Source organism: Bradyrhizobium sp. LB8.2, assembly GCF_040548035.1.
Taxonomy (GTDB): domain Bacteria; phylum Pseudomonadota; class Alphaproteobacteria; order Rhizobiales; family Xanthobacteraceae; genus Bradyrhizobium.
Genome location: NZ_JBEPQV010000006.1, coordinates 1 through 25,539 on the forward strand (window position 1 = coordinate 1; position 25,539 = coordinate 25,539).

Here is a 25,539-nt window from a genome sequence, read left to right on the forward strand (position 1 = left end):
AGCCGGAAAAGCCACTTGGCGCGGCCGATCAGTCGAGGTCGCATCGACCAGTCCAATGGCGCCATCAGGGTAACATTCGCTGATGCGGCAATACGGGGGGTCAATATTGCAGGCCGAATGACACCGTAGCCCTAGCATAGCCTTCTCTCCAGCAACTGAATCTGATCGGTTACGTTGCTTGGAAGCGCGTGCAGCGTGTCGATTGCGGCACGGTGGTGCCCTGCTGCAGGGTGAAGCCGGCCGCTGGGCATGGCTTCACGGAGTGGCACCAAGAAAGCGATGAACGTAACAGATTGAGCGAAAGAGCTAACAATCGGCGGCCCGTTGTAATTATTGATCTCGGTTAGCTTCAAACTGATCGGCATAGCCCCACCTCGTGGCGGCGGCGCCTCTCTCCGAAATCAATTGAATTTCCCAGGGCCCGTATATGGTTGCAGGCATGGAAACGACGCGCACTCTCTTGCCGGCCCCAGGTCGGGTACAAGCGAGACTACGAATGCGGGCTCCGTCGTCCTGAGCCATTGCGACGATTGCCTTTCGGATTTGGAATGGCGTTTCGCAGATGACAGTGTCAGCCATCGTCCAAAAATAGGACGTCTTGACGTCTACCGATCCATCCGATTGCCAGCGGAGCCAAACGGCCCCTGCAACCGCAAAGGCGAAGCCAATGTCGAGGAGGCGCATGAGACCTACGTACCAGCCCGGCGCGGCTCCGGCCGCGGGAATCCGGTCAAGATCTATATTACAGGACAGACCTGCTGTGCGCCAGAGCCGGAACCAAAGATCTGGAGGTGATGTGGTGATTGGTACGCGGCTTGAAGCCGCGCATTGCCGCCGTGGCACTCAGTGACCGTTGGCTGACACAGGCCAACCATCTAAACCATCATCGACCCGATTCCTGTGACGGACTCGATGGAAAATGATCGGCTGCCTCAAGCCAGAAAAGCCGGGCCGTCGGAATCCAATTAGGAGCTTTCACCGAATTTGCGGCCGGCATGCGCAGAGGCAACTGCCATTAACCTGCACCGGTGGGCAACTCTGGCAGCGACATGCATTGATGCGCACTGCCGGAGATGGGTCCGCGCAGTCCTAGGTTACGCTAACCAGTTTCAGAAGGTGAACAGAACGGATGTGTACCAGGAATAGCGATCAGTTTGCTCCGTGTTCTCGACTCCTCGCCTGACATAACCGAGCAGATGAAAGTTCTTGCTGAGATCATAGCGCCAACCTACGCCGACATCCGATGAAGCAGGGGTGCCTTGGGAGTCGGCAGTCCGATGAAAGAGCTCAGCGCCGATCTGAAGCCTGGGCATCAGCTGATACGTCAGAACGGCACCTGCCAAACAGAAATCCGCCGTGCGGATTGCACTGAATGTGCATCCACCGCCTCCGAAGGCGGACCATCCTGACTTCCAGTCCTTTTCTACCCAGACCGGCAGAAGCACCGAGGTATGGTTGTCGCCGATCGTGTTCGAACCACTGGGAAGAAAAACGCGAGGAAAAAAGGCGACGTCCAGACCGAAAGTGTCTTGATGCAGAAAGCGGTATTTTGCGGCAAGCTCTATGTTGCTTAACCCGAAATTGGTGCCGCCGGCCGAAGATTGACTAAAGCCCGCGGGCAAGGTCGCTGTGAGCTGGAGATCAGGCGCTGCACCGTAGTTGAAATCTATGCCGGTCTCGCCATCCGTGCCGTCGCGCGTACTCGTTCCGTTGTTGAAGGTGTAGATCTCGAACTGATGATAAGGAGTCGGCTCGGGATCATCGGACACGAAGGGAGGACCAGCGATCGCTGGCCGCGCCAAAACGACGACCAGCACTGTAGCGCCCAACCAGCTCAACAGAACCCGCATTGAACTGCCTCCTCCGCTCAGCAATGCGAGGACTCCATCTGAGAGTCACCGCGGCTGCGCAGCTACCTCGGATCCGGGATGCCGTCCCGGCCGCTGCGGCAAGACCAGAATAAGCACAACGATTGCGGCGAGGATCACCGCAGACGCCAAAGGACGGCTCAGCGCCAGGCCGCCATGGCTCGTCGGCTTGTCAAGAAAGTCTCCGACCGTCGCACCGAGCGGTCGCGTCAATATGAAGGCGGCCCAGAACAGGAACACGCGCGAGATTGCAGTCCAATAATACAGAGCCGCCAGCAGGACCAGTCCCGCACAAAACAGGAGCGCGCCTCCGTCATAGCCCAAACCGGTGCTGTCCGCGGTCCAATCTCCGAGCGCGGTCCCGAGGGTCTGCGAGAACGTGATCGTCACCCAGTAGAAGATTTCCACTTTCGGCGTTGCAACCGTCTGAACATTGATCGAGCCGAGAGTGAAGTACCAAATCGCGAGCGAGCACAAGACGCACGCTAACAGGATCGACGAACCTCCGGTGTAGCCAATGCCCAGTGAGCGATCGAAAAAATCGGCCATGGCCGTGCCCACTGTCGTGGAGGCCACGATGGCCAGCCAGTAAATCCAGGCATTGAACCTTGTTGTCGAAATTTGAGCGAGCACTGCCGCAACAAACACCGCAAGAAATATCCAAGTACCGATCAGATAACCCCCATTGTGAGCATTTTGGTCAGCATGCAGCCAGGTCATTGTCACCGCATCGCCGCCCGTTTCGCCGAGCGTCGTGGCAAGGATCTTGATCACCCAGAAGCCGAGTGTCACCTCGGGGACTTTGCTTAGGATCTCGTCGTCGTTTTGCATTGTGCCTCTCGCAAACATTCACGCAGTTTGAGTTTCACCAGTGTAGAGCGGCAACCTCTCGCGCGTACAACGCAGGACGCACGAGAAGGTCGCTTGGTAAGCTAAACATTCTCGTCACATCGCCGTTGGTAAGCGCGGCACCCGCGCGTTGGAGACATCGTTGCTCCATGGCGCAGATTCATGAAGCGCATAATTGCCGTTAGCCCGCCTCATGATTTTCCGATCGAGTCCATAACGGACAGCAGGTCGGTGATCGTCTGCTTGCATTGGGCGGGATCTAGCGTCGCTGCGCGCAGCGCTTCGAGCGTGCGATCGATTGCCTTGTCGACGATGTGCCACTCGACGGCGGCGCGCGGCTTCAATGCAGCTTCCGCATCGTCCCACTGCGTCTCGAGATCCTTGATCCGGTTCTTGGCGCCAACGAGGTCACCCTTGTCGATAAAGGCAGAAACATCGATGACGATGGTGCGGAACGGTGAGAGGTCACCGAGATGCGCGGACACTCCGGCCTCGGCGCGCGTTAGGAACGAGATGGGCCCGCGTGCATGCATCGGCTCGCCAATGGCCCATGTCAGCAGGCCGATCGCCGCTGCCAGAAGAACTCTTTTCATGAAACATCTCCTCATGGTTTCCCCACGCAGGATCCACGCAGGCTCTCGGGTGGAAGCTCAAAGGTTTTTCGGATCACTCCGCCGGATCGGCGCCTTCGCTGCGGTCACCTTCGAAGGTCACCCAGGCGACTAGAGCAATAATCACAGTCAGGAACGCGAGGCTGGTGTGAATCGTGCCGAGACCCACCCCGCCGTAGTGTCGTGATTGCGACAGCAAATCGCCGAGCGAAGCGCCAAGGGGGCGCGTCAGAATGTAGGCGAGCCAGAAGGTGAGGACCGGATTGACACCGAGCGAGTAGAAAATGCTAATGAACGCGATTAGCACGCCGAACGCGAGAACGCCGAGCTGGAAACCGAGCCCGAGCGCTTCCGTGGCGAGGTCTCCCGCCGCCGTCCCCAGCGCAAAGGTGAAGAGAATAGCGGCCCAGTAAAACAGCTCGCGTCGCGTCGTGACAATCGTGCGGATCGAGAGCGAGCGTTCGACGCCGTACCAGATCGCGAAGGTTGCAGCGAGCGCGCAGGCGAACGCCGCCGTGCTCACGTAAAGGCTGATCTCGAGCTTGTCGCTTATGAAGTCGGTGATCTGGGTTCCGACAATGCTGACCAGAACCACCGTCAGCCAATAAATCCACGGAATGTAGCAACGCGCGCGCAGCTGCTGGATCAGCGCACCGATTAGGAGACCGGCCATGCACGCCATGGTCAGGGTTGACCCGAGACCGACATGCAAGGCGAGATAGTCGGCGCCGGTCTCGCCGACGGTGGTCGAGAGGATTTTGATGGTCCAGAAGATCAGCGTGACCTCCGGAACCTTGTTCAGCATCGGAGATGGACGCAATTCCCAGGTCGTGGACATGTGGGTCTCCCCGAAACGAGTCACCCCCAGGCGACGCCAGAGATTGGCCATGGCCGACTTAGGTGCGCCTTAGGGCCAGGGTTGTCCTGCGGCGCCGAGACCCACTTTTCTGTCAAAGCATTGTGAAGCGCGACACCTCCCTAAGTCTGCGCTAAGTCTGGAGCACAAGAATTCGGCAAGTCCGGCTCTGGCCTCCCGGATGAGGGAAAGGTGATGCGAGTTCTGCTGATCGAGGACGACAGGATGATCGGCACGGCCATGCAGCAGGCGCTCAAGGATGCAGCCTATGCCGTCGACTGGATCACTGATGGTGAGACCGCGATCCACGCAGCGGAGAACGAAGCTTACGGGTTGGCCCTGCTCGATCTTGGGCTGCCGAAGGCAGACGGCCGCAAGGTGCTTCGGCGCCTGCGCACGCTGGGCCGGAAGCTCCCCGTGATCATCGTCACCGCGCGGGACGGCGTCGATGACCGGATCGACGGACTCGATCTCGGCGCAGACGACTATCTGGTGAAACCATTTGAGATTCGCGAACTGCTGGCGCGCATGCGCGCCGTGCTCCGCCGCGAGGGCGGAGGCTCCCCGCCGCTTTTGAGCAATGGCAAGCTCAGTCTCGACCCGGCGACGCGGGAGGCGTCCTTTTTCGGCGAGAGCGCACTGCTCACCGCGCGCGAATATTCTCTGCTGCAGGCGCTGCTTGCGCGGCCGGGCACGGTTCTGTCGCGCAGCGAGCTCGAACGGCAGATTTACGGCTGGAATGAAGAGGTCGAGAGCAATGCCATTGAATATCTGATCCACACCATCCGCAAGAAGCTCGGAGTCACAGCGATCCGTAACTTGCGCGGTGTAGGGTGGATGGTGGACCAATCATCATGATCGAGTCGTTGCGCGGACGTCTCTACGTCGGGTTGACCGCAATCATCCTGCTGACCGGCGCAATCGGCAGCATGTTCGCCTACCGGTGGGCGTTCGGCGAGGCCATCGAGCTGCAGGACTCGATCCTGATCCAGCTCGCGAGCCTGGCGCAAAATACCAGTTTCAGCGGCGGCCAGCCTCTTCACGGCGTCGAGGAAGACACTGAGGTCTGGCTCATCGAGTTGGGAAAGATGCCGCGGGTCTCGGCAGACGATCGCCAGCTCTTCACCCTGCAGGATGGTCTGCAGGTCGCAACGTGGAAAAACCAACCAGTTCGGGTGCTGCTACGAACACGACCCGACGGCAGCCGGTTTGCCGTGGCACAGCCGACCGCTATTCGAGAGGAAACCGCGCGCGATGTAGCGTTTCGCACGCTGCTTCCGATCGCGGCGCTCATTCCCTGCCTGATGGTGGTCACGGCGCTTGTCATTGCGTACTCGCTGCGCCCGATGGTCCGGCTGGCCGGTGATCTCGATGCAAGACGCGCCGATGACATGACCGCGCTGCCGCTTTCGGGGACGCCCAGCGAGCTGCATCCACTCATCACCTCGATCAATGGCCTGCTTAAGCGAATGCGGCTCTTGATGGATCAGCACCAGCGCTTCGTTGCCGATGCCGCTCACGAGCTGCGCACACCGATCACTGCGCTGAGCCTGCAGGCGGAAAACCTTGAGTCGGTCGCGCTCCCCAAGCGGGCGCGGGAGCGCGTTGCCGCGCTCAGGCAGGGTATGCACCGCACCAAGCATCTTCTTGAGCAATTGCTCGCGCTGGCGCGGCATGAAGCGGCTCCGACCGGCCTTGCCGAAAAGCCGCTGGCCGCGCTCGACCATGTGGCGAAAGAGGTCGTGGCCGATCTGTTGCCCGAGGCAGTCGATCGGGGCATCGATCTCGGCTTCGCGTTTGTCGAACCTCTCACGGTGCACAGCGAGCCGGCGATGCTCGCGGCGATCATCCGGAATTTGCTCGAGAACGCGCTTCGCTTCACGCCCCGGGGCGGGACGATCGATATCGGAGTTTATCGAGAAGATAGCACGGCGATCCTGCAGGTTGAGGATACCGGCCCCGGCATCGCATCGGCTGATATGGATCAGATTTTCGAGCCGTTCTTCCGCGGTTCGCGCCCGGAGGGCGAAGGCACGGGACTTGGTTTGTCCATCGTGAAGCGCATTGTCGACAGTCTGGGTGGCAGAATTGCGCTGGAGAATGTCACGGGCATCGGCCGGTCGGGGCTCCGTGCCACGGTTCGGCTGCCGATTTCTGGCAATCCGGATTCATTGCCCAGTAAAGGCGCGGGCGAGTAGAGAAGCCCAGGGGCGCTGGAACGGGCGTGCTGCTAAGTCGCAGCTAATTCTCATCGGAGAAATGATCTCGCTCAATCCAAGAGGCGAAGGAGGATGATAGAAAGATAACCAACGAGCTTGGGCATCTTCAAAATCGCAATCCGCAAGGGGTGGCAACAGGAGGTCAACCATGAACAGAATGAGCGCCCTTACCATCGCCGCCGCTATGGCGAGCCTTGTTGGATTTGCGCCCGCGTCGCTCTTTGCGCAGGCAAGCAGCGCCGAAAAGCCCGTGGCCACGGAAAAGAACCCGCCTGGCGACATCCCGGACAATCAGGTCTTCATCGACTACCGCTCGCCGCTCGGCTTCAAAATCAAGGTCCCGGAAGGATGGGCTCGTCGCGAGACCTCGGACGGTGTCACCTTCAGAGACAAATACAACACGATTGCGTTGGACGTGTCGCAACGTGCCGATGCCATAAGCGTGGCCAACGCCAAACAACAGGAGATCGCCGACCTTGAAAAGACTGGCAGGGCGGTTCGTATGACAGGGGTCAAATCCGTCAAGCTCCCTTCCGGACCTGCCATTGTCGTCAGCTACAGCTCGAATTCCGAACCGAACCCGGTGACCGAGAAAGCGATCCGCGAGGAGAACGACCGCTATTTCTTCTGGCAGAATGGCAAGCTGGTCACGTTGACCATGTCGGCGCCCTTGGGAGCGGACAATGCCGATCAATGGGATCTGATGGCGAAGAGTTTCAGGTGGCAATGACATGGCCGTCGTTGAGGCTTTCGATATCTACAGGTTCTTTCACACGCGAGAATCCGAAACGCTTGCGCTTCGTGGCGTCTGCCTGCGGCTCGACGAGGGCGAACTGGTCGCGCTGGTGGGCCCGTCCGGCAGCGGCAAGTCGACGCTGCTTGCCTGCCTGTCGGGTCTGGATGAACCCGATGGGGGGTATGTCGAATTACTCGGGGAGCGCCTGACCCGCCGGTCGGAAGCCGAGCGCGCACGCCGCCGCGGCGCGAACATCGGCATCCTGATGCAATCCAGGAATCTGTTTCCCTCGCTTTCCGTAATGGACAACATCAAGCTGGCGATGCTCATCGCCGGCAAGATCAGCGATGAGCGGGCAAAGAACCTGTTGGCGGGTGTCGGGCTCGGAGAGCGCGCGGCGGCTCGGCCCGGTCAGCTGTCGGGAGGCGAATTGGCGCGGGCGGGTCTTGCCGTCGCCCTGGCTGCGGCTCCTCGTATCCTTCTCGCGGATGAGCCGACCGGAGAGGTCGATGCCGTCACGGAGCGGTCCATCCTCGATATACTGAACGAGCAATGCCGGGCCGGAGTTGCCGTCCTCGTGGCAACCCATAGTCAGGCGCTTGCCGCGCGCGCCGATCGGATTATTCATCTTCGCGACGGGAGAATCGGCGATGCCTGACATCCTTGTCGAGGGCAGGGAGGTGACGCGCCGCTTCAGCCAGGGCGGCAGCGACATCTACGCCCTGCAGCCGGCATTGTTCGAGATCCGGGCCGGCGACCGAATAGCCCTGCTCGGCCGCTCTGGAAGCGGCAAATCGACATTGCTTCATCTGATCGCCGGGCTCGATACGCCGACCAGCGGTCTGCTGAGATGGCCCGCGTTCGGCCCGCATGATGCGCTTCGGCCGGGATTTGTCGGGATCGTGTTCCAGGCGCCAAGCCTGATCCCGACGTTGAACGTCGTCGAAAACATCGAGGTCCCGCTGCGAATAGCCGGAAATATCTCCTCGCCGCAGACCCGGGCACTGGCGGCGCTGGAGTCGCTTGGGCTGGCAGACATAGCCGACAAAGTCCCGGACGAGCTGTCGGGTGGCCAGGCGCAACGCGTCGCGCTCGCGCGGGCGATCGCGCTGAAGCCCCGGCTGATTCTGGCCGACGAGCCGACCGGCCAGCTCGATCAGTCGATCGCCCGGCAAACCGTCGATGCATTGCTCAACTCCCTTGAGGGGAGCGACGCCGCCCTTCTCGTTGCCACCCACGATCCCTCCGTGGCCAAGCGCATGAAGACCACATGGCTCATGGATCACGGACGGCTCCAGCTCACGGCGATGGCGGAGAGCACATGATACGGCTTTGGCTCAAGGGCTTTTTCGCCGCACATTTTGGCCGCCTTGCCGCTGCTGTTGTCGGGCTCGCATTGCCTGTCGCGCTGCTGGGATCTCTGGGCGCATTTGTCGTCGCATCCTCCGAAAGCATGGCCCGACGCGCCGTGGCGAACCTGCCCGCGGACTGGCAGGTTCTTCTCGTCCCCGGAGCCGATGAGGCAACGGTGATCGACGCGATCGGCAATGCCGCTCGCTATGAAAACTTGCAGTCCGCAGGCTATGCGGACACGGAGGGATTTTCCGCTATCACGGGCGGGACGACGCAGACGACCGGACCGGGCAAGGTGCTCGGCCTGGAGACGGATTATCGTCAGCTCTTTCCCGGCCAGATTCAGCTCAACCTGGGATCATGGGACGGCGTGCTGATTGCCGCGCAAACGGCCGCCAATCTTCACGTCGCCCCCGGCGACACGGTGACGATCCGTCTTGTGGGCGGCAGCCCGGTCGACGTCAGGATTGCCGGTGTGGTGGCGCTGCCGAATGCCGACTCTATGTTCCAGGCGATCGGGGTGTCCAAGAACATTGCGCCCCAGGCTCCGCCAGACAACGTGCTTCTGATGCCAATGTCGGAGTGGCGGACCGTGTTCGCACAACAAGCATCTGCGCGGCCGGACACGGTCCGCACACAGATCCATGTTCGGCTCGATCATGCCGTCTTGCCGCCGGATCCGAGTGCGGCCTTCGTGCAGGCGCAGCGCGCGGCCAACAATTTCGAGGCACGCGTCGCAGGCAGCGCCGCGCTTGCCGACAATCTTGCCGCGCGGCTCGACGCGGTGCGCGCCGACTCGCTTTATATGCGCGTCCTGTTCCTCTTCCTTGGCATTCCCGGAGTCATTTTGGCGCTCCTGGTTACGCTCGCGGTCGCCTCATCCGGTTCGGAACGTCGCCGCCGGGAGCAGGCGCTGCTGCGGCTTCGCGGCGCGTCGCTTCTGCAACTGTTGCGTCTTGCCGCGATTGAGGCCGCTGCGGTTGCGGGACTCGGCACCGTGATCGGCCAGCTTCTCGCGGCTGTCGTGGCCGTGACCTGGTGGCGGTCGCAAAATCTCGGCCTGGTGATGCCTTGGCTCGTCCTTGTCGGCGCCGTCGGGCTTGGCTTCGGAATTGCGGCCTCGCTCGTTCCCGCCTGGATGGACGCGACGGGCACGTCGATCGCGGCTGCGCGCGCGGAGATGGATCGACCGGTGCCTTCGCTATGGCAGCGACTTTATCTGGACGTTGTCATTCTCGGTGCCGGCGGCGTCGTATTCTGGATGGTCGCAAGGACCGGTTATGAAATTGTTCTGGCCCCCGAGGGCATCGCCCAGACCTCGGTGCACTACGAAGCTTTCCTGGCGCCGCTGTGCTTCTGGATCGGTGGCGGCCTGTTGTGGCTCCGCCTGAGCCGATGGGCGCTGGGACGGGGCCAAGGCGTGGTCGCGGTGCTGCTTGCGCCGCTGTCGGCGGCTCTCGGGCCGATCATCGTGGCCTTGCTGTCGCGTCAGCAACGCCGGATGGCGAGGGGCGTTGCGCTGGTCGCGCTCGCATTCGCCTTTGCGACGGCAACGGCTATATTCAACAGCACGTACAACGCACAATCACGCGTGGACGCTGAACTCACGAACGGCGCCGATGTCACATTGACGGGAACCACGGCGCATCCCGCCAGCGAGCTTCTGGCGGAGCTGAGAGCAATTCCAGGCGTGGCTGCAGCGGAGCCGATGATGCATCGTTTTGCCTACGTCGGAGCGGATCTGCAAGATATGTTCGGGATCAATCCCACAACGATCGGCAAGCTGACCACGATTTCGAACGCCTATTTTGCCAATCATGATGCCGGCAAGTCTCTCTCGTCGTTAGCCGAGACACCGGATGGTGTTCTGGTCTCGCAGGAAACGGTGGACGACTTCCAGCTGCAGCCCGGCGACCGCCTGAACCTGCGGCTTCAGAACGCAAGCGACCATCAATATCATGTTGTTCCGTTCAAGTTCATCGGCGTCGTCCGCGAGTTTCCGACAGCTCCAAAGGACTCCTTCCTGGTAGCCAACGCGGACTACATCGCAAAACAGGCTGGCTCCGATGCCAGTGAGGTAGTTCTGTTGCGAACGTCGGGGGACGCAGAAGCCGTGGCGGCTGACGCGCGCAAGCTGGCAGCGAAACGCGGCGGCACCAAGGTTACGACGCTCGGTGAGACACAGGCGCTTATCAGCTCTAGTCTGACCGCGGTCGACCTGCGTGGCCTGACCGCGTTGGAGCTTGGCTTTGCAGTGTTGATGATCGCGGGCGTCACCGGCCTTGTCCTGGCGCTGGGGCTCTCGGAGCGTCGGCGCAGCTTCACCATTCTCTCAGCGCTCGGCGCTACGCCAAGACAACTCGGCGCGTTTCTCTGGAGCGAGGGGCTCATCATCGTGGTCGGGGGCGCGGTGATGGGCATCGCGGTCGGCTTCGGAATAGCGTACGCCCACGTCACTCTCCTGTCCGGCGTGTTTGATCCACCACCGGAGACGCTCACCGTGCCATGGTTATATGTGACGGTCGCTCTGGCTACGGCGCTCCTTTGCGGCTCAATTGCAATAGCCGGAACGCTCACCCTTTCGAAGAAGCCGGACCTTGAGGCGTTGCGCGGTGGCTAAGCGACATGTTCGATCAAGTTCTTGCGGCAGTTACGAACTGGATTATCGGTTCAATATCGGATCTGGGCTATTTCGGCCTGGTCATTCTGATGGCAGTCGAGTCTGCCTGCGTTCCTCTACCTTCTGAAATCATCATGCCGTTTGCCGGCTATCTCGTTTTCGCAGGTCGGTTCAGCCTGCTCGGCGCCGCGACCATGGGTGCGATCGGCTGCAATCTCGGTTCGACCTTGGCGTATCTTACTGCCGCCAAGGGTGGAAGGAAGGCGATCGAACGCTGGGGGAGTTTCATCTTGATTCGCCCCGCCGAACTGGCCTACGCCGAACGTTTCTTCGCGCGCTACGGAAGCATCGCGGTCTTCATCAGCCGCCTATTGCCGGTGATACGGACCTTCATTGCATTTCCTGCCGGGCTGGCGCGAATGCCGATGCTGAAATTTCAGGTTTATACGTTCCTCGGCTCATGGCCCTGGTGTTTTGCTCTCGCCTACATTGGATATTTACTAGGGGAACGGTGGCACAGTGACCCGACCTTCCGCAGGCTCTTTCATCAATTTGATGCCGTGATCCTGTTGGCTCTTGTCGTCGCCTGCGGGTGGTTCGTTTGGTTGCGGGGACGCCAGAGATTTAGGCGAGGCCAGTGATCCCGCGGTGCATCTCAAAAGGGCCGCCACAAAGGTGGCAGTCCCTGGCAAAGTCCGCTCAAAATGAAATGCCGCCAACCCCGGTGCTCGGGAAAATCCGAATCGACTTTTCTTGAGAATCAGACACTTCGGCTCCACTTATCGAGCACAAAAACATTGTCAGTCGCAGTTGATCTTGCCGCCAGGCACGACCCGACAGCGCTCAATAATCTTCTCAACTTCTGCTTCGGTCAAATACCCCTTTGCCTGCGCGATGCTTTCTACAGCCTTCTTAAAACCCGGGTGGTCGAACAATTCCCTCGACGCGGCGACAGGTCGCTGAGGAGCGAGGAGGTAAGAGAGAATTCCAAGGTTGGCGATCGTCGTCAGCAACACCAGAGTGACAACGAGTTTGATCCAATGTGGCATGTCAGTCTCCGACAATTGAATTCTACCGATACGCGCGGACAAATACCAGACGGTCGATGCTGCTGAACGCCGGTCGCCGCGGCGATTTGCGGCGCAGCCTTATGGCGCAGGCAAATCACCTGCCCAATACAGATCACCTGCCCAATAGAAGGCGTACCCGCGACGTCAATTGGATCTGTCCTCATTCCGCCGAAGTCGCGGTGATCATTTCTCAATTCGCCTCAACGCCGCCGTAGCGAGGTAGGTAGACCGGACGGTGTTGCGTATCGAAGCCGGGCTCTTAAATTCCCGACGATACGGTCGCTGCAATGCGGATAACAAACTCTCGTAGATTAACCCGCCATTAAATGGTGTCCCTCATGCTTCCGGATATGAGAGTTGCAATGGCTACGCTTGTTGCTCTCCTCGCGCTTCATTTCGTGGATGAGCAATTGTACGGCGGCCGCTATTCGGACGCTGCGGCGGCAATTCTTTCTCGCATCAGTTGGTAGTTTGGCCAAGTTTCGTGTTGCAAGGGCGCGTTATGATTAGCAAGGTCGACCATGCTGGAACCTCGCTCTGAGACGAGTTCTGGATCATCCTCTGACCGCTACCGAGAGATCGTCGCACAGCTGGACGAGATAGTTCAAAGTCTGCCGTGCTCTCATTTTTACAGCAGCGATTTGGCTCGCCGCATTGGAACATCCGTCCGAACCTTGCAGGTCGCGTCACAGTCCGTCAACGGCGTGAGCCTGCACTGCTACCTGCGCCTGAAAAAGCTATCAGCGGTTCGCGACCAGCTCTCGGCGGGACAATCAAGCGTGAAAGCCACCGCACTTGCCAACGGCTTCTGGCACCTGGGCGACTTTTCGCGCCTATACGCCAGGACATTTGGGGAGATGCCGTCCGAAACTCTCGCCCGCGCTAAGCGCGTGAGCGAGCCTTAACCACCGACCGATCTCACCTCCACGGATGTCCTTCTTGATGGCATAGAACTCGGCGATATGCCCGAGCGCCTCGGTCGCAATAGGCCAGGGACCGGGGGTGGCAAGTTCGTAGAAGTTACGCCGCATATGTGATCAGCAGAATGCAAGCCGAACGTCGCCACGCTCGGCGAGCTTGCCATAGCCGGCATAGCCGTCGACCTGCAGGAGCCCGCTGAAGCCTGCGAGATGGGCGATTGGTCGGTCGGCTTTGCGATCAGGGGCATAGACATAGGCGACGCCCGGCGGTTCGGCACCGCCCCATGGCCTGTCGTCCGCTGCATAGGCCCAGAGCTGACCGGTCTTTGGCGCGCCCGCGGCCGGGATCGAGCACCGGCATCGTCGTCTCGTCGCCGAACAGCTTTGGCCGTTGCCTTCGCAGGGCCCTGAAGCGCGTAAAATTTGAGCGGCTCGATTGGGCGGACCTTAACGCAGAGCTAAGGCACAAGCGCGAGATTTACCGGTCGTTCAACCCGGTGATGGTGTGATGGTCTCGCTGACTTAAGCTCTTTGTCTTTTTTAGACTTTTTCGAGCTGCGAGCGCGTCATGGCTGACACCGCGTCTTTATTGATCGAGTTGGAAGAGGCCGTTGCCAAAGGAAATCCCGAGAGTTGTCTTCGGGCGTTGTGGCATGTGACCGATGTGCTGATTGCCGGTACCTGCTCCGAGGACCAGATCTGGACCTTCGGCGAGATCATTGGTCGCCTCGCCCAGGAGATTGAGACGACAGCTCGTGCCCGATTGGCAGGAAAGCTCGCCTCCAGCACCAATGCACCCTACCAGCTGGCCCGCAAGTTCGCCTCCGATGACCGCATCGAGGTCGCCTGGCCGATCCTCAAGCGGTCGGAGCGCCTCGATACTGAGACGCTGATCGCTTGTGCCAGGACGAAGAGTCAGCAGCATCTGCTTGCGATCTCCAAGCGAAGGTCGGTCCCGGAATCGGTCACCGATGTCCTCGTCGTCCGTGGTTCCAACGAGGTCGTGAGCTCGGTCGCAGCAAATAACGGGGCGAATTTTTCGAGTTCCGGATTTTTACACCTGGTGCGGCGTTCGGAAGGGGATTCGATCCTCGCGGAATCTGTGGGATTGCGAAAAGATATTCCGCGGCACCTGTTTCATCAGCTGATCGCCAAAGCCTCCGAAGAAGTGCGGCAAAAACTCGAACGGGAGCGTCCCGATATCGGGCCGCAGATCCATCAGGTCGTCGTTGACGTCACCGGCGCAATCCACGCCAGGTTCGGTCCGGCCTCCAAGGACTATTTCGCTGCCAAGCGGACAGTGGCAAAGCTGCACGAGCGAGGCGAGCTGACCGAGGACAAGGTCTTCGAATTTGCCCACTCGCTCAAGTTCAACGAAACGGCTGTAGCTCTATCTTTGCTGTGCCAACTGCCGATCGACATCGTGGAACGAGCACTGATCGAAAAAGATCGAGAGCCGATCTTGATCCTGGCCAAATCGCTGGAGTTCTCATGGCCATCTACGATGGCGCTGCTGTTCTTGGGGGCGCCAAGCTACAAGATCACGGCCGGTGACCTCGAGCGATTGATGCACGATTTCTATCGGCTAGACGTGAAGACGTGCCGCGGCGTCCTAGCTGTGTACCGATCGCGAAAGAACGAACCGGGCAACGGACCTTTTCAGCGTGCCAGCGCTATGCGTCTTTGACAAATCCCATAGCTTGGCTTGGCCGAGGTCCCGAGGCATTTCGAACGACAACGAAGCTGAAGAACAGTGTCAGGTTCCTAACTTCATAATGTTGGCCTGGGCTGAGCGGGACGCTTCGGATCAGCAGCTTCTGGTGTCAATCGGCGCGGGGTCCCGACGCCGATCGGCGAGCTAAGCTATTGACCTACCAAGCGGTGGAGGGGGCAATCTTGAAGGCCTTTTCACAGCGACTTGTCGCTGAACAGGTCCGTCAACGGGGAGGACGAGACAACGGACTGGCAGTCGATGCTGGTGGACCAGTCGCCCACTGCCGAGATGATCCTGGCCGAGCACGACGAAGCGGCACGGAAATCTGGCGCACTTCACGCGGCACTGGATGCGCTGACGACACGGGAGCGGCGAGTGTTCGAAGCAAGGCGGCTGAGCGAGAAGCCTCCTACGCTCGATGAATTGGCGCGCGAATTCTCGATTTCCAGCGAGCGCGTGCGGCAGATCGAGACTAGCGCCTTTGTAAAGATCAAGCGGGCTGCAAGAAGGCATTTGAGGCCGGATGCGGAGCTGCGTTCACCAAGGTCAGAGTTCGAACTTCAAAAAGAAGCAGCATAGGCGTCCCAGACTGGGCGGGCCGGCCAATCAATCCGGCTTCAAGCTTGAACATCGCGACGAAGCCCCGGCAAGCGAGATCTGCACGACGCAACCCGGCCCGGGCAGGATCGTAAATCGGAAGCCGTGCAGCTTTATAATCGCGTGAACGAGGCTCAGCCCCAGCCCAAGGCCGGGCGCCGCACGACGGGTCCGCTCCGATCGGTAAAAGCGTCTGGTGACGAGATCTCGCTCCGCTTCAGGGATCCCAGGGCCAGTATCGGTGATACGCACGACGTCGTCGTTTCCGGTGCGGCATAGCCTCAGTTCGACCCGGCCTCCTTGCGGCGTATATTTCACGGCGTTGTCGACCAGATTGGAAATGGCTTCGAGCAGGAGATCGCGATCGCCCCAAGCGATGATTTCGTCCTTCGCCTCCACGATCAGAGCGACGCCTTTCTGTTCGGCGAGCGGCTCATAGAGCTCTCCGGCTGCGCGCACGAGTTCCGTTAGAGAGATATCGGCGAATCCCGCCAAGCGCCTATTCTGATCAATCTCGGCGATACGAAGCAACCCCGTGATCGTGTTAAGCGATCGATCAAGCCCTCCAATCGCCTGTTCAAACACCGTTTGTACCTGGTCGAGGCGCATTGCCTCGTCGCGGCCGCGCTCAAGAACCATCCTGACGGACGTCAGCGGCGTGCGTAGATCGTGTGCGATCTGATCTCCGACGCCGGCGAGCCCGCGGATGAGAGCCTCGGTCTCATCTAGCATCGCATTAAACAATATCGCAAACTCATCCAACGGATCGTTCGTGCCCCTCAGCGGCAAGCGCTCGCGCAAATCCCCTGTCAGGATTTTCTGAACCGATCGGTCAAACAATTCGATACGTGCGCGCGTTGCCCTCCTGCTCATGAAGGCTCCGGCCGCCAATCCGAAGCACAGGACCGGGACGACACTCAAGGCCATAGCGCTATCCACCGCACTTCCCGCCCGCCTTACTTCGTCGATGCTGCGACCGACGACCAGCGCCGATCCATCGTCAAGTCGACGGACAATAGCGCGCGCTACCTTTTCCTCGCGCCCCAAGGCGTCGACGCGTATCATGGCAAATTCCCGAGCGTATCCGGTAGCGGCCAGCCCAAATGGCAGAGTCTCGACATTGCCGCCGAGGCGGCTGCCATCCTCTGCGAACCGCCCTATGAGATGCACCCGGCGCAGATCCCGCTCGAGGAACTGCTGAAACTCCTCATTCAACCGCTGGGCTGGGAGTGTGGAAAAGGCATCGGCCAGATCGGTAATTGCCCGATCGATGTCAACAATCGCCTGGCTGGAGATCCACCAATGCAAAAATCCCCATGTCAGCAGCAAGCATATCGCACACACTCCTGAAAACATACTGGCCCAGCGGAAGCTCGTCGACGCCAGTCGCTTATGTAGGCTCATTGGCATGGCTCAACGCGCAGCTTTCGATACGCTGGCTGCGGCAGAGGGCTGCCTAAACCGACGCGCGATTGATGCCATCATCAGCTGGTCCGTAGAACGCGCGTGGCATGCGCCGGTTCAGCCTGCATCTCTGGCAGGACTTCAGCGAGTGCTTTGGCAGAGTTGTCTGAGACGATTGAGCTCATCATTGAGCCTCCGCGGACGAACCGGTCATGTTCACTATGCGCATTGGCGATTTGATCGTGCACGCTTTAAATTATCTTCTTCGATTTTCGTTGTCAACGCTGGCGATTCAATCGCGCGCGATCTATACCAGAGTATAACTTGTGGGAGGTTCCAGTGGTGATCCGAAAGAAGCGTCAGATCCGGCAAAAGACCCAAATGAAGCGCGGTCCCGGGTTGAACGAATTGCTGTGCTTCTCGATCTATTCGGCAGGGCATGCATTCAATCAGTTCTATCGCCCGCTGCTGAGCAGAATCAGACTCACGTATCCTCAATACCTGGTGATGGTAGTGCTCTGGGCAAAGGATGACCGCACGGTCAAAGAATTGGGTGAGGCGCTTTTCCTTGAGTCGAACACATTGACCCCGATCCTGAAGCGGCTCGAAGGAATCGGCCACATCGTCCGCGCGCGTGATCCCGAAGACGAGCGGCAGGTCCGCGTGCGCCTGACGGATCGGGGGCTCGCGCTGCGTCGCGAAGCCGCGAATATCGTGGCCTGCGCCGAAGAAGCCCTTGGGATGTCCGAGAGCGAACTCGTCAGGGTCCAGCGAGAAGTATCTAACATCCGCGACCGGCTGCTGGACTACCGGCGGAAAGTCGATCCCGACTCTCTCCGATAGGATGACGAGCGACCAGCGAAGCGCCGCTAAATTCGGATTTAATGCGGGAAACGCGAGTTTAGTGGTCTGAGGTTTCCGGAGATCTATTGTGTCCCTTTATCTCCACCAGCCAAAGAGAGATCAGATGGATCGATATCAGCAGGACGGGACCTCCGGAATCCTGAGCTTCCCCCCAACTGCCGGCGACAGAGCTCCGCGCGCTCGAATGAACGGCGAAGGCCTCCCTCTTTTGCTCCAGGAGGTCAATCACCGGATTCGCAATCTGGTGGCCATGATCGAAGCGGTTCTTGGACAGACGCAATCTCGGACCGTGGACGATTACCGCGAGAAGGTGATCGCCCGAATTTCCGGCTTGAGCGACTTTTATGAAGTGATGTACCGATCGGACACAGGGAAAATCGGGCTCGCTGAATTGCTGAAGCAGACGATGCGTTCCTGTTGCGCACGAAGCGGTCAGGTCGTCGTGGGCGGACCCGATGTAGAACTTGGATCGAAGTTGGCACTTTGGTTGCACTTGCTCATTCATGAGCTCGCCACCAACGCCAGGAAATACGGTGCGCTGAGTTCAACAGATGGGACTGTCAATCTCACTTGGGAGGTCCGGCAGGCACTCGGCGCCGCCGGTAAGCTCGCCCTTGTCTGGTACGAGGATGGGGGGCCGGAGGTGAAGCAACCCAAGCGCCGCGGTTTTGGTTCGCGCCTGATTACGAAGGCTCTCGACCAATACGGCGAAGTGCAACTCCACTTCCGGCCGGCGGGCGTTGCTTGTTCCATGCTCATCGATTTGGATCGAGATGTGGGCACGTAGCCGAAGCGCAATGCGGCAACAACGCTCGCCGCGGGACCGCGGCTACCCACACCGATTTGTTACTCCGAACCGCAAGAACAACACCTACCTATCGTCTCGCGAAAGGAGTTTCGACATGAAGATGCTTTCCATTCTTTCTATCGCTCTCTCCCTTGGCGCTTCAACCAGCACGGCATTTGCCCGCGCCGGCATGGGATCGCCTTCCATGTCCATGACAGGTATGTCTATGACAGGCGGCGCCTTCGGCACCAGCGCTGCAGCGCCCGGCACCAATTCATTGGGCACAGCGCTTTCGTCAGACACCGTGGGCAACGGCCGCCCTATGAAAGGACCACTGCTCGGCACCGATCCCGCCATCGACCGGGAGGAAGCGAAGGTCAATAGGACGATGAATTCGATCTGCCGGAGCTGCTGATGGCGCGTCGGCAGTGCCGTGAGATTGCGTGCAGAGCATGATGATGGGCCAGTGCTTCTAAATTCAAATTTAGTCACCTTAAGGCCATTTAGTAGTCCTACGCCGCAGCCTCCTTACCTGCCTGCCTAGACGTACAGCGAATTCCTCGGAACAGCGAACGCTGCACTGCGGGCTCGTACTCAATGGACTTCCAGGAGGCGCAAGTGCCAAGCAAAACTGTTGCCGATCAATTCGTCGAAACTCTTGCGGCCGCGGGCGTCAAGCGCATCTACGGCGTTGTCGGGGACAGTCTCAACGGTCTGACAGACGCCATCCGTCGGCACGGCAAGATCGACTGGATTCATGTCAGACACGAGGAAGTCGCGGCCTTCGCCGCCGGTGCCGAGGCGCATCTGACCGGCGAACTCGCCGTGTGTGCGGGCAGTTGCGGACCCGGCAACCTTCACCTTATCAATGGCTTGTTCGATTGTCACCGTTCGCGCGTGCCTGTGCTTGCGATAGCGGCGCACATTCCCTCATCCGAAATCGGCAGCGGCTACTTTCAGGAGACCCACCCGCAAGACCTATTCCGCGAATGCAGCCATTACTGCGAGCTTGTGTCCGGTGCGAACCAGATGCCCCGCGCACTGGAGGTCGCGATGCGGGAAGCAGTGGGAAAGCGTGGCGCGTCCGTCCTGGTCATTCCGGGCGATGTTGCCCTGCAGCCGGCCGCGGTGGCCCCGTCGCCAAAGCGCATAAACTTGCTTCCGCCTGTTCCCGTCGTTACGCCGGCGCCTGCGGACCTCGACGGGCTGGCGAAACTTCTCAATGGCGCGAGCCGCGTGACACTCTTGTGCGGCTCCGGGTGCGCGGGCGCGCATGATGGATTATTGGCACTCGGCGAGCGGCTCAAGGCGCCGATGGTGCACGCATTGCGCGGCAAGGAAATTGAGGCGTCTATGACGCCAAAGCTTGTCCATGCGCCGGCTGGTAACGTTTGGCTGCAAATGGAGCCAGTTGGCCAACTGATAAGATAATACGCGAAAGATTATCAGTCTGGCGGCGACGAGGCGATCGGTGCCGGCCACCGTGGTTTGGCCGTGATGGTGAATAACTCGCCTGTCGGGGGTTCACCTACAGCGCCGATGACGTGACCGACGACATTGTCTCTGGATATCAGCAACGGAAGATCATGCGGCCCGCTGCCGGCATCACAATGATCCCGCCCAAAAAGGTCAAGGCGGAGCAATAGCGGAGCGCACGCAGCATGGCCGCGAGCCCGTCCGGCGCCCTTGTCCAAGGACGTCCCGTCGACGCTATCAAGTTCGGGGCCTAGCGCCCTTGCGCGGATCGCGTCGCGAGCGACAGCTGTTCGGGAGCGGCCGCTTTTTGTGGCTGTGTCGACGACGAAGGCATCACGCTTCAAAGTCCCAATCTGGGATTAGATCGTCTGTCGCCACCTTCCGCGTCTCCCTGGGCACGACATAGTGAACCGCGTGGACAGCACCTGGGCGAGCGGCTGGGGTACTTGGGTAACCATGCGCCACTTCCTCCCAAGTCATGCGGATGAGCCCGATGTTGCTCGACAGTACGCCAAGCTGGAACGCTTGGCATTCAGCCCGGGCGCTCTAAAGATGGCCGCTCGGTACAACATCGTGGTCGAGGTGAGGGCCATTCTTTCCTTCCATTCGAGTGCCGATCCTGGTGATACACCGTCAAAACGACGTCATGTCCATCGAGAAGGGAAGTTCTTGGCGTCGCAAATTTCGGGTGCACAATTCTTAGCCTACGCAGACTGTAGAGATCATCTCATTTTCCCCGGAGACAGGCCGCGCCTGTGCGGTGATATCGAGGAGTTCGTTACCGGTCACCGCGAGACGACCGCATCAGATGTCAACCGCGTGTTGGCGACTGTTCTCTTCGCTGATATCGTCGATTCAACGCGGCGGGCGGCCGAGATGGGCGATCAGGCGTGGCGCCGGGTACTCGACGAGCACGACCGGGCGGCGCAGCGCATCGTGGTGCAGCATCGGGGAAATCTAATTAAAACGACCGGCGATGGAATCCTCGCGACGTTCGACGGACCCGGCGGGCAATCCGTTGCGCAGTGGCGTTTGAAGCCGCAACTAGGCGCTTTTGTTTGCCGTGCGGGCCGGGCTTCATACTGGCGAAATCGAGCTCCGAACCGACGACATCGCCGTTCACGCCGCCGCGCGTGCAATGGCACAAGCCGGACCAGATGAAGTTCTCGTGTCGCGAGTCGTCACCGACCCTGTTGCGGGTGCTGGGCTGAAGTTCTCCGACCGTGGAACTCAGAAGGGCCTACCGGGCCACTGGGATCTATTTGCGGCGAGCGCGTAGCCGATAGCAACCGGGAAGCTCAAAGTCCGTTTCGGGGCCCTTAGCGGCCTTCTCGGGGGCCGCCGAGGACCGCCTGGACCTCTCGCATGGCTTCCTTCCAGAGACTTAGCGCGCAGAAAGTTCTTTCTGACAAGAATGGACGCCCCATGTCGGGCTTCGGCGTGCTATAAATTGGTTTCCCGCATCATTGGCGGATCGTCATGCGATATGGACAACCAAGTCAGACGGCGCGGAGAGCGGCTGCCTATCGCGCTATTCACCAAACACTGGAAGCCGGGGCGATCTTCAAGGATCAGTTGGCCCTGAGAATACTAGACGAAGAGATGGCCGCCGCCCTGAATAAGATCGCGACGGACGTCTCGGTGCGGCCAATGCGCTTATTCACAGCCGCACGAAGCCGGCTTTCGGAAGACTCGATAGCAAATTGCGTCGCTGATGGCGTGCGTCAGGTCGTGGTGCTGGGGGCGGGCCTGGATACGTTCTCATTGCGAGATCCCTATGCTGCTTTAGGTGTTCGCGTCTTTGAAGTTGACCACCCTGCAACGCAAGTGTGGAAGCGAGATCGGATAAGTGCAGCGGGCCTTTCTGAGCCACCATCGCTTGTCTTCGCGCCGATCGATTTTGAACGAGAAAGTCCGGCCAAAGGTCTGACGAGGGCAGGTTTCAATGTAGACGCGCCGGCCGTTTTTCAATGGCTTGGCGTGGTGCCTTATCTGACAAAGGATGCAATCTTATCCACTTTGAAGTTCATGTCCCAATTACCGCAAGCTTTCGTAGTCTTCGATTATGCGGAGCCATTTCAGAATTATCCTGCTGAACGCCGGGCAAGCATTATGGCAACGGCCGAAAGAGCGGCGGCGCGAGGTGAGCCTTGGCTCAGTCTCTTTGAGCCTAGCGAACTGCACGAGTTGCTGCGCGGCGCGGGCTTTAGCGCCATAGAAGATCTCGGCGCTTCCGAAATAGCCGAGCGCTTCTACGGGGTCTTGGGGCGAGACATCACCCTTGGACCCGGTCCCCATATCGTGCGGGCGGCTACAGAAGGACCCTTGATGTCCCGGTTCGCTTTGGACCCAGTGGTAGTTGAACCCGAACGGGGCTAACATTCGGAAGTGTTGCCCGGCGATCCTTATTTGGAGGAGCCGTTTATATGCACGAGGAGGAGTCCTTGGCTCGCGAACACCTCTTGCGGCGACTCGTTGCCGTTTTTGCGGCTGATGCAGCTGGTTACAGCCGTCTGACTGGCGCGGACGAAGAAGGCACTCATGTCAGACTCAGGGAACATCTGCAGGGCCTGTTTGTCCCGAATATTGCTGCCCATCGTGGGACCATTGTCAAGAATACCGGTGATGGGTTGCTGGCTGAGTTTGACAGTGTTGTCGATGCTGTACGTTGCGCCCTCGATGTTCAGCGCGGGATGGCCGAGCGCAATGCGGCCGTGCCGTCAAATAAACGTATTGAATTCAGGATCGGGATCAATGTCGGCGACATCATCAAAGATGCCGGCGACATATTCGGGGACGTTGTCAACGTGGCGGTTCGTCTCGAAGCCATCGCAGAGCCCGGCGGTATTTGTCTTTCTGACGATGCTCACCGACACGTCCGGGATAAGCTCGATTTCGCCTGTGACGATGGCGGCGAACAAAGATTAAAAAATATCGAGCGCCCCGTCCGAGTTTTCAGAGTTAGGGATCGCGGCATCGCAGTGCGCCAGAGGCCTGCCTTGGCGTTGCCAGACAAGCCCTCCATCGCCGTCCTGCCCTTCCAAAATCTTAGTACAGATCCTGAGCAAGAGTACTTCGCGGACGGCATCGTGGAAGACATTACAATGGCGCTGTCGCGGTTTCGCTGGCTGTTTGTGATCGCAAGAAACTCAAGCTTCACTTACAAGGGGCGCGCCGTCGATGTGAAGCAGGTCGGCCGCGAGTTAGGGGTTCGCTACGTGATGGAAGGAAGCGTTCGCAAGGCTGACGCGCGCGTTCGCATCTCGAGTCAGCTTGTTGACGTGGATACCGGGGCGCATCTCTGGGCGAATCACTTCGATGGAACGCTCGAAGATATGTTTGATCTTCAGGACCAAGTGACGGTTAGTGTCGTTGGCGCTATTGCGCCGAAGCTGCAGCGTGCGGAGATCAAGCGGGCTCTACGGAAGCCGATCGAAAATCTTGACGCATACGATCGCTACCTGCGTGGGCTCGCGTGCATTCATCGGTGGACGAGAGATGGAAATAACGAAGGACTCGAGCATTTTAGAACTGCGATCGAGCTCGAACCGGGTCTTGCCGCTGCTTACGGTCTGGCTGCATGGTGCTATGTGCGTCGGAAGGCTCATGGTTGGATGACCGACGCGACATTGGAAAACGGCGAGGCGACGCGACTGGCGCGCACGGCGGTGCTTATTGGCCGAGATGACCCGGTGGCGATGTGCTTGGGTGGCTACGCACTTGCATTTATCGATCAGGAGTTCGACGATGCTGCAGCCTTCATGGATCAGGGACTCGCGGTCAATCCAAATTATGCGTCAGCCTGGATGCTGAGCGCCTGGCTCAGGGTGTGGAGAGGAGAACCGGATCTCGCGATTGACCACGCTGCCCGCGCACGGCGGTTGAGCCCGCTAGATCCAACAATGTTTGGCATTCATGCGGCAGCTGCTTGTGCTCATCTCCTGGCGCGCCGCTATGACGAGGCGTCATCGTTGGCTGATCAGGCCACTCGCGACTTTCCGAGTTTCTTGCTGGGTATTTGTATCTCCGCGGCCAGCAAAGCGCTTGGGGGTCGACTTGATGAAGCGGGAAAAGTCATTTCGCGGGCATTTGAGTCTGATCCCGACTTGCGGCTATCTAGTCTTAAACGCTTGGCGCCGTTCCGACGACCAGAAGATTTCGCTATGTTCGCGAATGGCCTTAGCAAGGCGGGTCTTCCGGATTGAGGTCTCCTTGTGGCCCATCAGCGAAGTAGCGCCCCCGCTTGGTTGAAGTCCGCCCAGAGAGGCTTGGGGGACTAGGAGGCGCGGTCCCGAACCTTCAGATAGGTCGATCGGGTCGCGAAACGGGAGGCGTTGCCGATATGGACGGCCGTAATCATTTCGCCGGGAGCGAGCGAGGAATCCGGCGCGTCGGTCGCACCGGGGAGCGGGTAGAGGTCATCCAGCGCGAGTCGCCGCTCGCCGTTCGAATCGCTCACGACGATTTCGGCGTCGAGCACAGCCAACGCGACCGCGAGATCGGAGGCTTGTGTCGCCACGCAGCCCGCGCTAGCACCGAAGAGTGCCGCATGACGGTTCTCGCCAACCAGCGCGCCGCATCCGGAGCCCCGGATCGCGCTTGTTGCAGGCCGTTGCCTGGTCACGAAAATAGGGACACCGGGTCCGCTGCAGCAGGTTGCCGCCGATCGTTGCCTGATTGCGCACTTGCCCGCTCGCACTCGCGAGGATCGCGTCGGCGATCAGCGGGTGATCCGCCTTCACGTCTGGATGAGCGGCGACGTCGCTCATCCGTGCGAGCGCGCCCAGGACCAGCCTGACGTGGTTACGAGAGATGTCCGCGAGGGGCAGGCGGGTGATATCGATCACTTCGTGTGGCGTCGCGAGGCCTGCCTTCCAGAGCGGCAGCAGGTCGGTGCCTCCAGCGAGGAAGGCTGTGCCTTGCTTGGCTCCCAGCGCGAGCGCTTCCGCGATTTCAGTAGCCCGGACGTAATGGAAAGAAGGTCCGCTCATAGCCCTGCGACCTCCGCGATGGCCGCGACGATATTGGTATACGCACCGCAGCGGCACAAATTGCCACTCATTCCTTCTTGGATTACTTCGATCGATTGCGGCTTTTCAGACAGCAGCGCGATGCCCGACAGAATTTGGCCCGGCGTGCAGTAGCCGCACTGAAGCGCATCGTGGCGAATGAAGGCGGCTTGCAGGGGATGCAAATGATCGGCCGTTCCAACGCCTTCGATGGTCGTCACCTCGGTGTCACTGAACGAGGCGGCCAGCGCGAGACAGGATGCGATGCGGCGGCCAGCCACAAGTACGGTGCAGGCGCCGCAGCCACCCATGTCGCATCCCTTCTTGGTGCCGGTCAGCCGAAGTTCGTCCCGGATCACATCCAGAAGCGTCGCGGTTGGAGCGACCTCGAGGTCGTGTCGCGTCCCGTTGATGGTGATCGAAAGCGCGACACGCTGGTCCGGGATCGAAGTCGCTGGGTCTCTCGGTCGCTTGAGGTCTGTGCTCATGGCCATCGCTCTGGATATCGGCCGTAAATATGGCACGCTAATTGGGCGTGCAGAAGGCATGGTATTATCCTAGGATTGGCAGGCCCCCCATCTAACTC

The 25,539-nt window shown here is 59.8% G+C and carries 26 protein-coding genes and 2 pseudogenes; 18 read left to right on the top strand and 10 right to left on the bottom strand.

The window, feature by feature from the left end; all coding sequences use genetic code 11:
- Positions 1-1,109: 1,109 nt before the first annotated feature.
- The 4 genes from ABIB06_RS09645 to ABIB06_RS09660 all read right to left on the bottom strand — a co-directional run bounded on the left by ABIB06_RS09645 (position 1,110) and on the right by ABIB06_RS09660 (position 4,166).
- Positions 1,110-1,850: a transporter gene (locus ABIB06_RS09645; protein ID WP_354049392.1), complete on the bottom strand. Its 741-nt coding sequence runs from the start codon at positions 1,848-1,850 to the stop codon at positions 1,110-1,112.
- A gap of 45 nt (positions 1,851-1,895) precedes the next feature.
- Positions 1,896-2,699, bottom strand: coding sequence for a COG4705 family protein (locus ABIB06_RS09650; RefSeq protein WP_354049393.1), 804 nt, complete (start codon positions 2,697-2,699; stop codon positions 1,896-1,898).
- Between the two features lie 209 nt (positions 2,700-2,908).
- Positions 2,909-3,310, bottom strand: coding sequence for a hypothetical protein (locus tag ABIB06_RS09655; RefSeq protein WP_354049394.1), 402 nt, complete (start codon positions 3,308-3,310; stop codon positions 2,909-2,911).
- Between the two features lie 73 nt (positions 3,311-3,383).
- A complete protein-coding gene (locus ABIB06_RS09660; RefSeq protein WP_354049395.1) occupies positions 3,384-4,166 on the bottom strand; it encodes a COG4705 family protein in 783 nt (260 codons plus the stop codon).
- Between the two features lie 213 nt (positions 4,167-4,379).
- On the opposite strand from ABIB06_RS09660, the gene ABIB06_RS09665 reads away from it, so the two are divergent.
- The 7 genes from ABIB06_RS09665 to ABIB06_RS09695 all read left to right on the top strand — a co-directional run bounded on the left by ABIB06_RS09665 (position 4,380) and on the right by ABIB06_RS09695 (position 11,753).
- Positions 4,380-5,042, top strand: a complete 663-nt coding sequence (locus ABIB06_RS09665) for a response regulator transcription factor (RefSeq protein WP_354049396.1) — start codon at positions 4,380-4,382, stop codon at positions 5,040-5,042.
- On the top strand, positions 5,039-6,382 hold the full coding sequence (locus ABIB06_RS09670; RefSeq protein ID WP_354069955.1) for a sensor histidine kinase: 1,344 nt from the start codon (positions 5,039-5,041) through the stop codon (positions 6,380-6,382). The genes ABIB06_RS09665 and ABIB06_RS09670 overlap by 4 nt, the downstream gene beginning before the upstream one ends.
- A gap of 169 nt (positions 6,383-6,551) precedes the next feature.
- Entirely contained in the window at positions 6,552-7,133 is a 582-nt protein-coding gene (locus ABIB06_RS09675) for a hypothetical protein (RefSeq protein WP_354049398.1), read from the top strand.
- Between the two features lies 1 nt (position 7,134).
- Positions 7,135-7,797 (top strand): ABC transporter ATP-binding protein, encoded by a 663-nt coding sequence (locus tag ABIB06_RS09680; RefSeq protein ID WP_354049399.1) that lies wholly within the window; start codon positions 7,135-7,137, stop codon positions 7,795-7,797.
- Entirely contained in the window at positions 7,790-8,464 is a 675-nt protein-coding gene (locus tag ABIB06_RS09685; RefSeq protein WP_354049400.1) for an ABC transporter ATP-binding protein, read from the top strand. The genes ABIB06_RS09680 and ABIB06_RS09685 overlap by 8 nt, the downstream gene beginning before the upstream one ends.
- On the top strand, positions 8,461-11,112 hold the full coding sequence (locus tag ABIB06_RS09690) for an ABC transporter permease (protein ID WP_354069953.1): 2,652 nt from the start codon (positions 8,461-8,463) through the stop codon (positions 11,110-11,112). The genes ABIB06_RS09685 and ABIB06_RS09690 overlap by 4 nt, the downstream gene beginning before the upstream one ends.
- A gap of 5 nt (positions 11,113-11,117) precedes the next feature.
- Positions 11,118-11,753 (top strand): DedA family protein, encoded by a 636-nt coding sequence (locus ABIB06_RS09695; protein ID WP_354049402.1) that lies wholly within the window; start codon positions 11,118-11,120, stop codon positions 11,751-11,753.
- 159 nt (positions 11,754-11,912) lie between these two features.
- On the opposite strand, the gene ABIB06_RS09700 is transcribed toward ABIB06_RS09695, so the two are convergent.
- Positions 11,913-12,161: a hypothetical protein gene (locus ABIB06_RS09700; RefSeq protein WP_247301871.1), complete on the bottom strand. Its 249-nt coding sequence runs from the start codon at positions 12,159-12,161 to the stop codon at positions 11,913-11,915.
- 56 nt (positions 12,162-12,217) lie between these two features.
- On the opposite strand from ABIB06_RS09700, the gene ABIB06_RS09705 reads away from it, so the two are divergent.
- Complete coding sequence (locus ABIB06_RS09705) at positions 12,218-12,397, top strand: hypothetical protein (RefSeq protein ID WP_354069951.1); 180 nt, start codon at positions 12,218-12,220, stop codon at positions 12,395-12,397.
- A 306-nt stretch (positions 12,398-12,703) separates the two neighbouring features.
- Positions 12,704-13,087, top strand: coding sequence for a helix-turn-helix domain-containing protein (locus ABIB06_RS09710; protein WP_354049404.1), 384 nt, complete (start codon positions 12,704-12,706; stop codon positions 13,085-13,087).
- Positions 13,088-13,105: 18 nt separating this feature from the next.
- Here the strand turns inward: ABIB06_RS09710 and ABIB06_RS09715 are convergent.
- Positions 13,106-13,490: pseudogene (locus ABIB06_RS09715) on the bottom strand (IS66 family transposase); the annotation flags it as partial.
- A gap of 180 nt (positions 13,491-13,670) precedes the next feature.
- Between ABIB06_RS09715 and ABIB06_RS09720 the strand changes: the two are divergent.
- Positions 13,671-14,789, top strand: a complete 1,119-nt coding sequence (locus ABIB06_RS09720) for a DUF2336 domain-containing protein (protein WP_354049405.1) — start codon at positions 13,671-13,673, stop codon at positions 14,787-14,789.
- Positions 14,790-15,074: 285 nt separating this feature from the next.
- Positions 15,075-15,395, top strand: coding sequence for a sigma factor-like helix-turn-helix DNA-binding protein (locus ABIB06_RS09725; protein ID WP_354049406.1), 321 nt, complete (start codon positions 15,075-15,077; stop codon positions 15,393-15,395).
- 27 nt (positions 15,396-15,422) lie between these two features.
- On the opposite strand, the gene ABIB06_RS09730 is transcribed toward ABIB06_RS09725, so the two are convergent.
- Entirely contained in the window at positions 15,423-16,742 is a 1,320-nt protein-coding gene (locus ABIB06_RS09730; RefSeq protein WP_354049407.1) for a HAMP domain-containing sensor histidine kinase, read from the bottom strand.
- A 456-nt stretch (positions 16,743-17,198) separates the two neighbouring features.
- Between ABIB06_RS09730 and ABIB06_RS09735 the strand changes: the two genes are divergently transcribed.
- The 7 genes and pseudogenes from ABIB06_RS09735 to ABIB06_RS09765 all read left to right on the top strand — a co-directional run bounded on the left by ABIB06_RS09735 (position 17,199) and on the right by ABIB06_RS09765 (position 24,149).
- On the top strand, positions 17,199-17,660 hold the full coding sequence (locus ABIB06_RS09735) for a MarR family winged helix-turn-helix transcriptional regulator (protein WP_354049518.1): 462 nt from the start codon (positions 17,199-17,201) through the stop codon (positions 17,658-17,660).
- A gap of 124 nt (positions 17,661-17,784) precedes the next feature.
- Positions 17,785-18,468 (top strand): sensor histidine kinase, encoded by a 684-nt coding sequence (locus tag ABIB06_RS09740; RefSeq protein WP_354049408.1) that lies wholly within the window; start codon positions 17,785-17,787, stop codon positions 18,466-18,468.
- A 115-nt stretch (positions 18,469-18,583) separates the two neighbouring features.
- The gene (locus ABIB06_RS09745) at positions 18,584-18,883 is read left to right on the top strand and encodes a hypothetical protein (protein ID WP_354049409.1); all 300 of its coding nucleotides are present in this window, start codon (positions 18,584-18,586) and stop codon (positions 18,881-18,883) included.
- A 182-nt stretch (positions 18,884-19,065) separates the two neighbouring features.
- Positions 19,066-19,809, top strand: a pseudogene (locus tag ABIB06_RS09750) (thiamine pyrophosphate-binding protein); the annotation flags it as partial.
- A 549-nt stretch (positions 19,810-20,358) separates the two neighbouring features.
- Entirely contained in the window at positions 20,359-21,105 is a 747-nt protein-coding gene (locus tag ABIB06_RS09755; protein WP_354049410.1) for an adenylate/guanylate cyclase domain-containing protein, read from the top strand.
- A 318-nt stretch (positions 21,106-21,423) separates the two neighbouring features.
- The gene (locus ABIB06_RS09760) at positions 21,424-22,323 is read left to right on the top strand and encodes a class I SAM-dependent methyltransferase (RefSeq protein ID WP_354049411.1); all 900 of its coding nucleotides are present in this window, start codon (positions 21,424-21,426) and stop codon (positions 22,321-22,323) included.
- Between the two features lie 47 nt (positions 22,324-22,370).
- Entirely contained in the window at positions 22,371-24,149 is a 1,779-nt protein-coding gene (locus ABIB06_RS09765; protein WP_354049412.1) for an adenylate/guanylate cyclase domain-containing protein, read from the top strand.
- A gap of 71 nt (positions 24,150-24,220) precedes the next feature.
- On the opposite strand, the gene ABIB06_RS09770 is transcribed toward ABIB06_RS09765, so the two are convergent.
- The 3 genes from ABIB06_RS09770 to ABIB06_RS09780 are packed head-to-tail and all read right to left on the bottom strand — an operon-like array spanning position 24,221 to position 25,441.
- Complete coding sequence (locus ABIB06_RS09770; RefSeq protein WP_354049413.1) at positions 24,221-24,463, bottom strand: FAD binding domain-containing protein; 243 nt, start codon at positions 24,461-24,463, stop codon at positions 24,221-24,223.
- Positions 24,464-24,473: 10 nt separating this feature from the next.
- Entirely contained in the window at positions 24,474-24,935 is a 462-nt protein-coding gene (locus ABIB06_RS09775) for an FAD binding domain-containing protein (RefSeq protein ID WP_354049414.1), read from the bottom strand.
- Complete coding sequence (locus ABIB06_RS09780) at positions 24,932-25,441, bottom strand: (2Fe-2S)-binding protein (RefSeq protein ID WP_354049415.1); 510 nt, start codon at positions 25,439-25,441, stop codon at positions 24,932-24,934. The genes ABIB06_RS09775 and ABIB06_RS09780 overlap by 4 nt, the downstream gene beginning before the upstream one ends.
- Between the last annotated feature and the right edge of the window lie 98 nt (positions 25,442-25,539).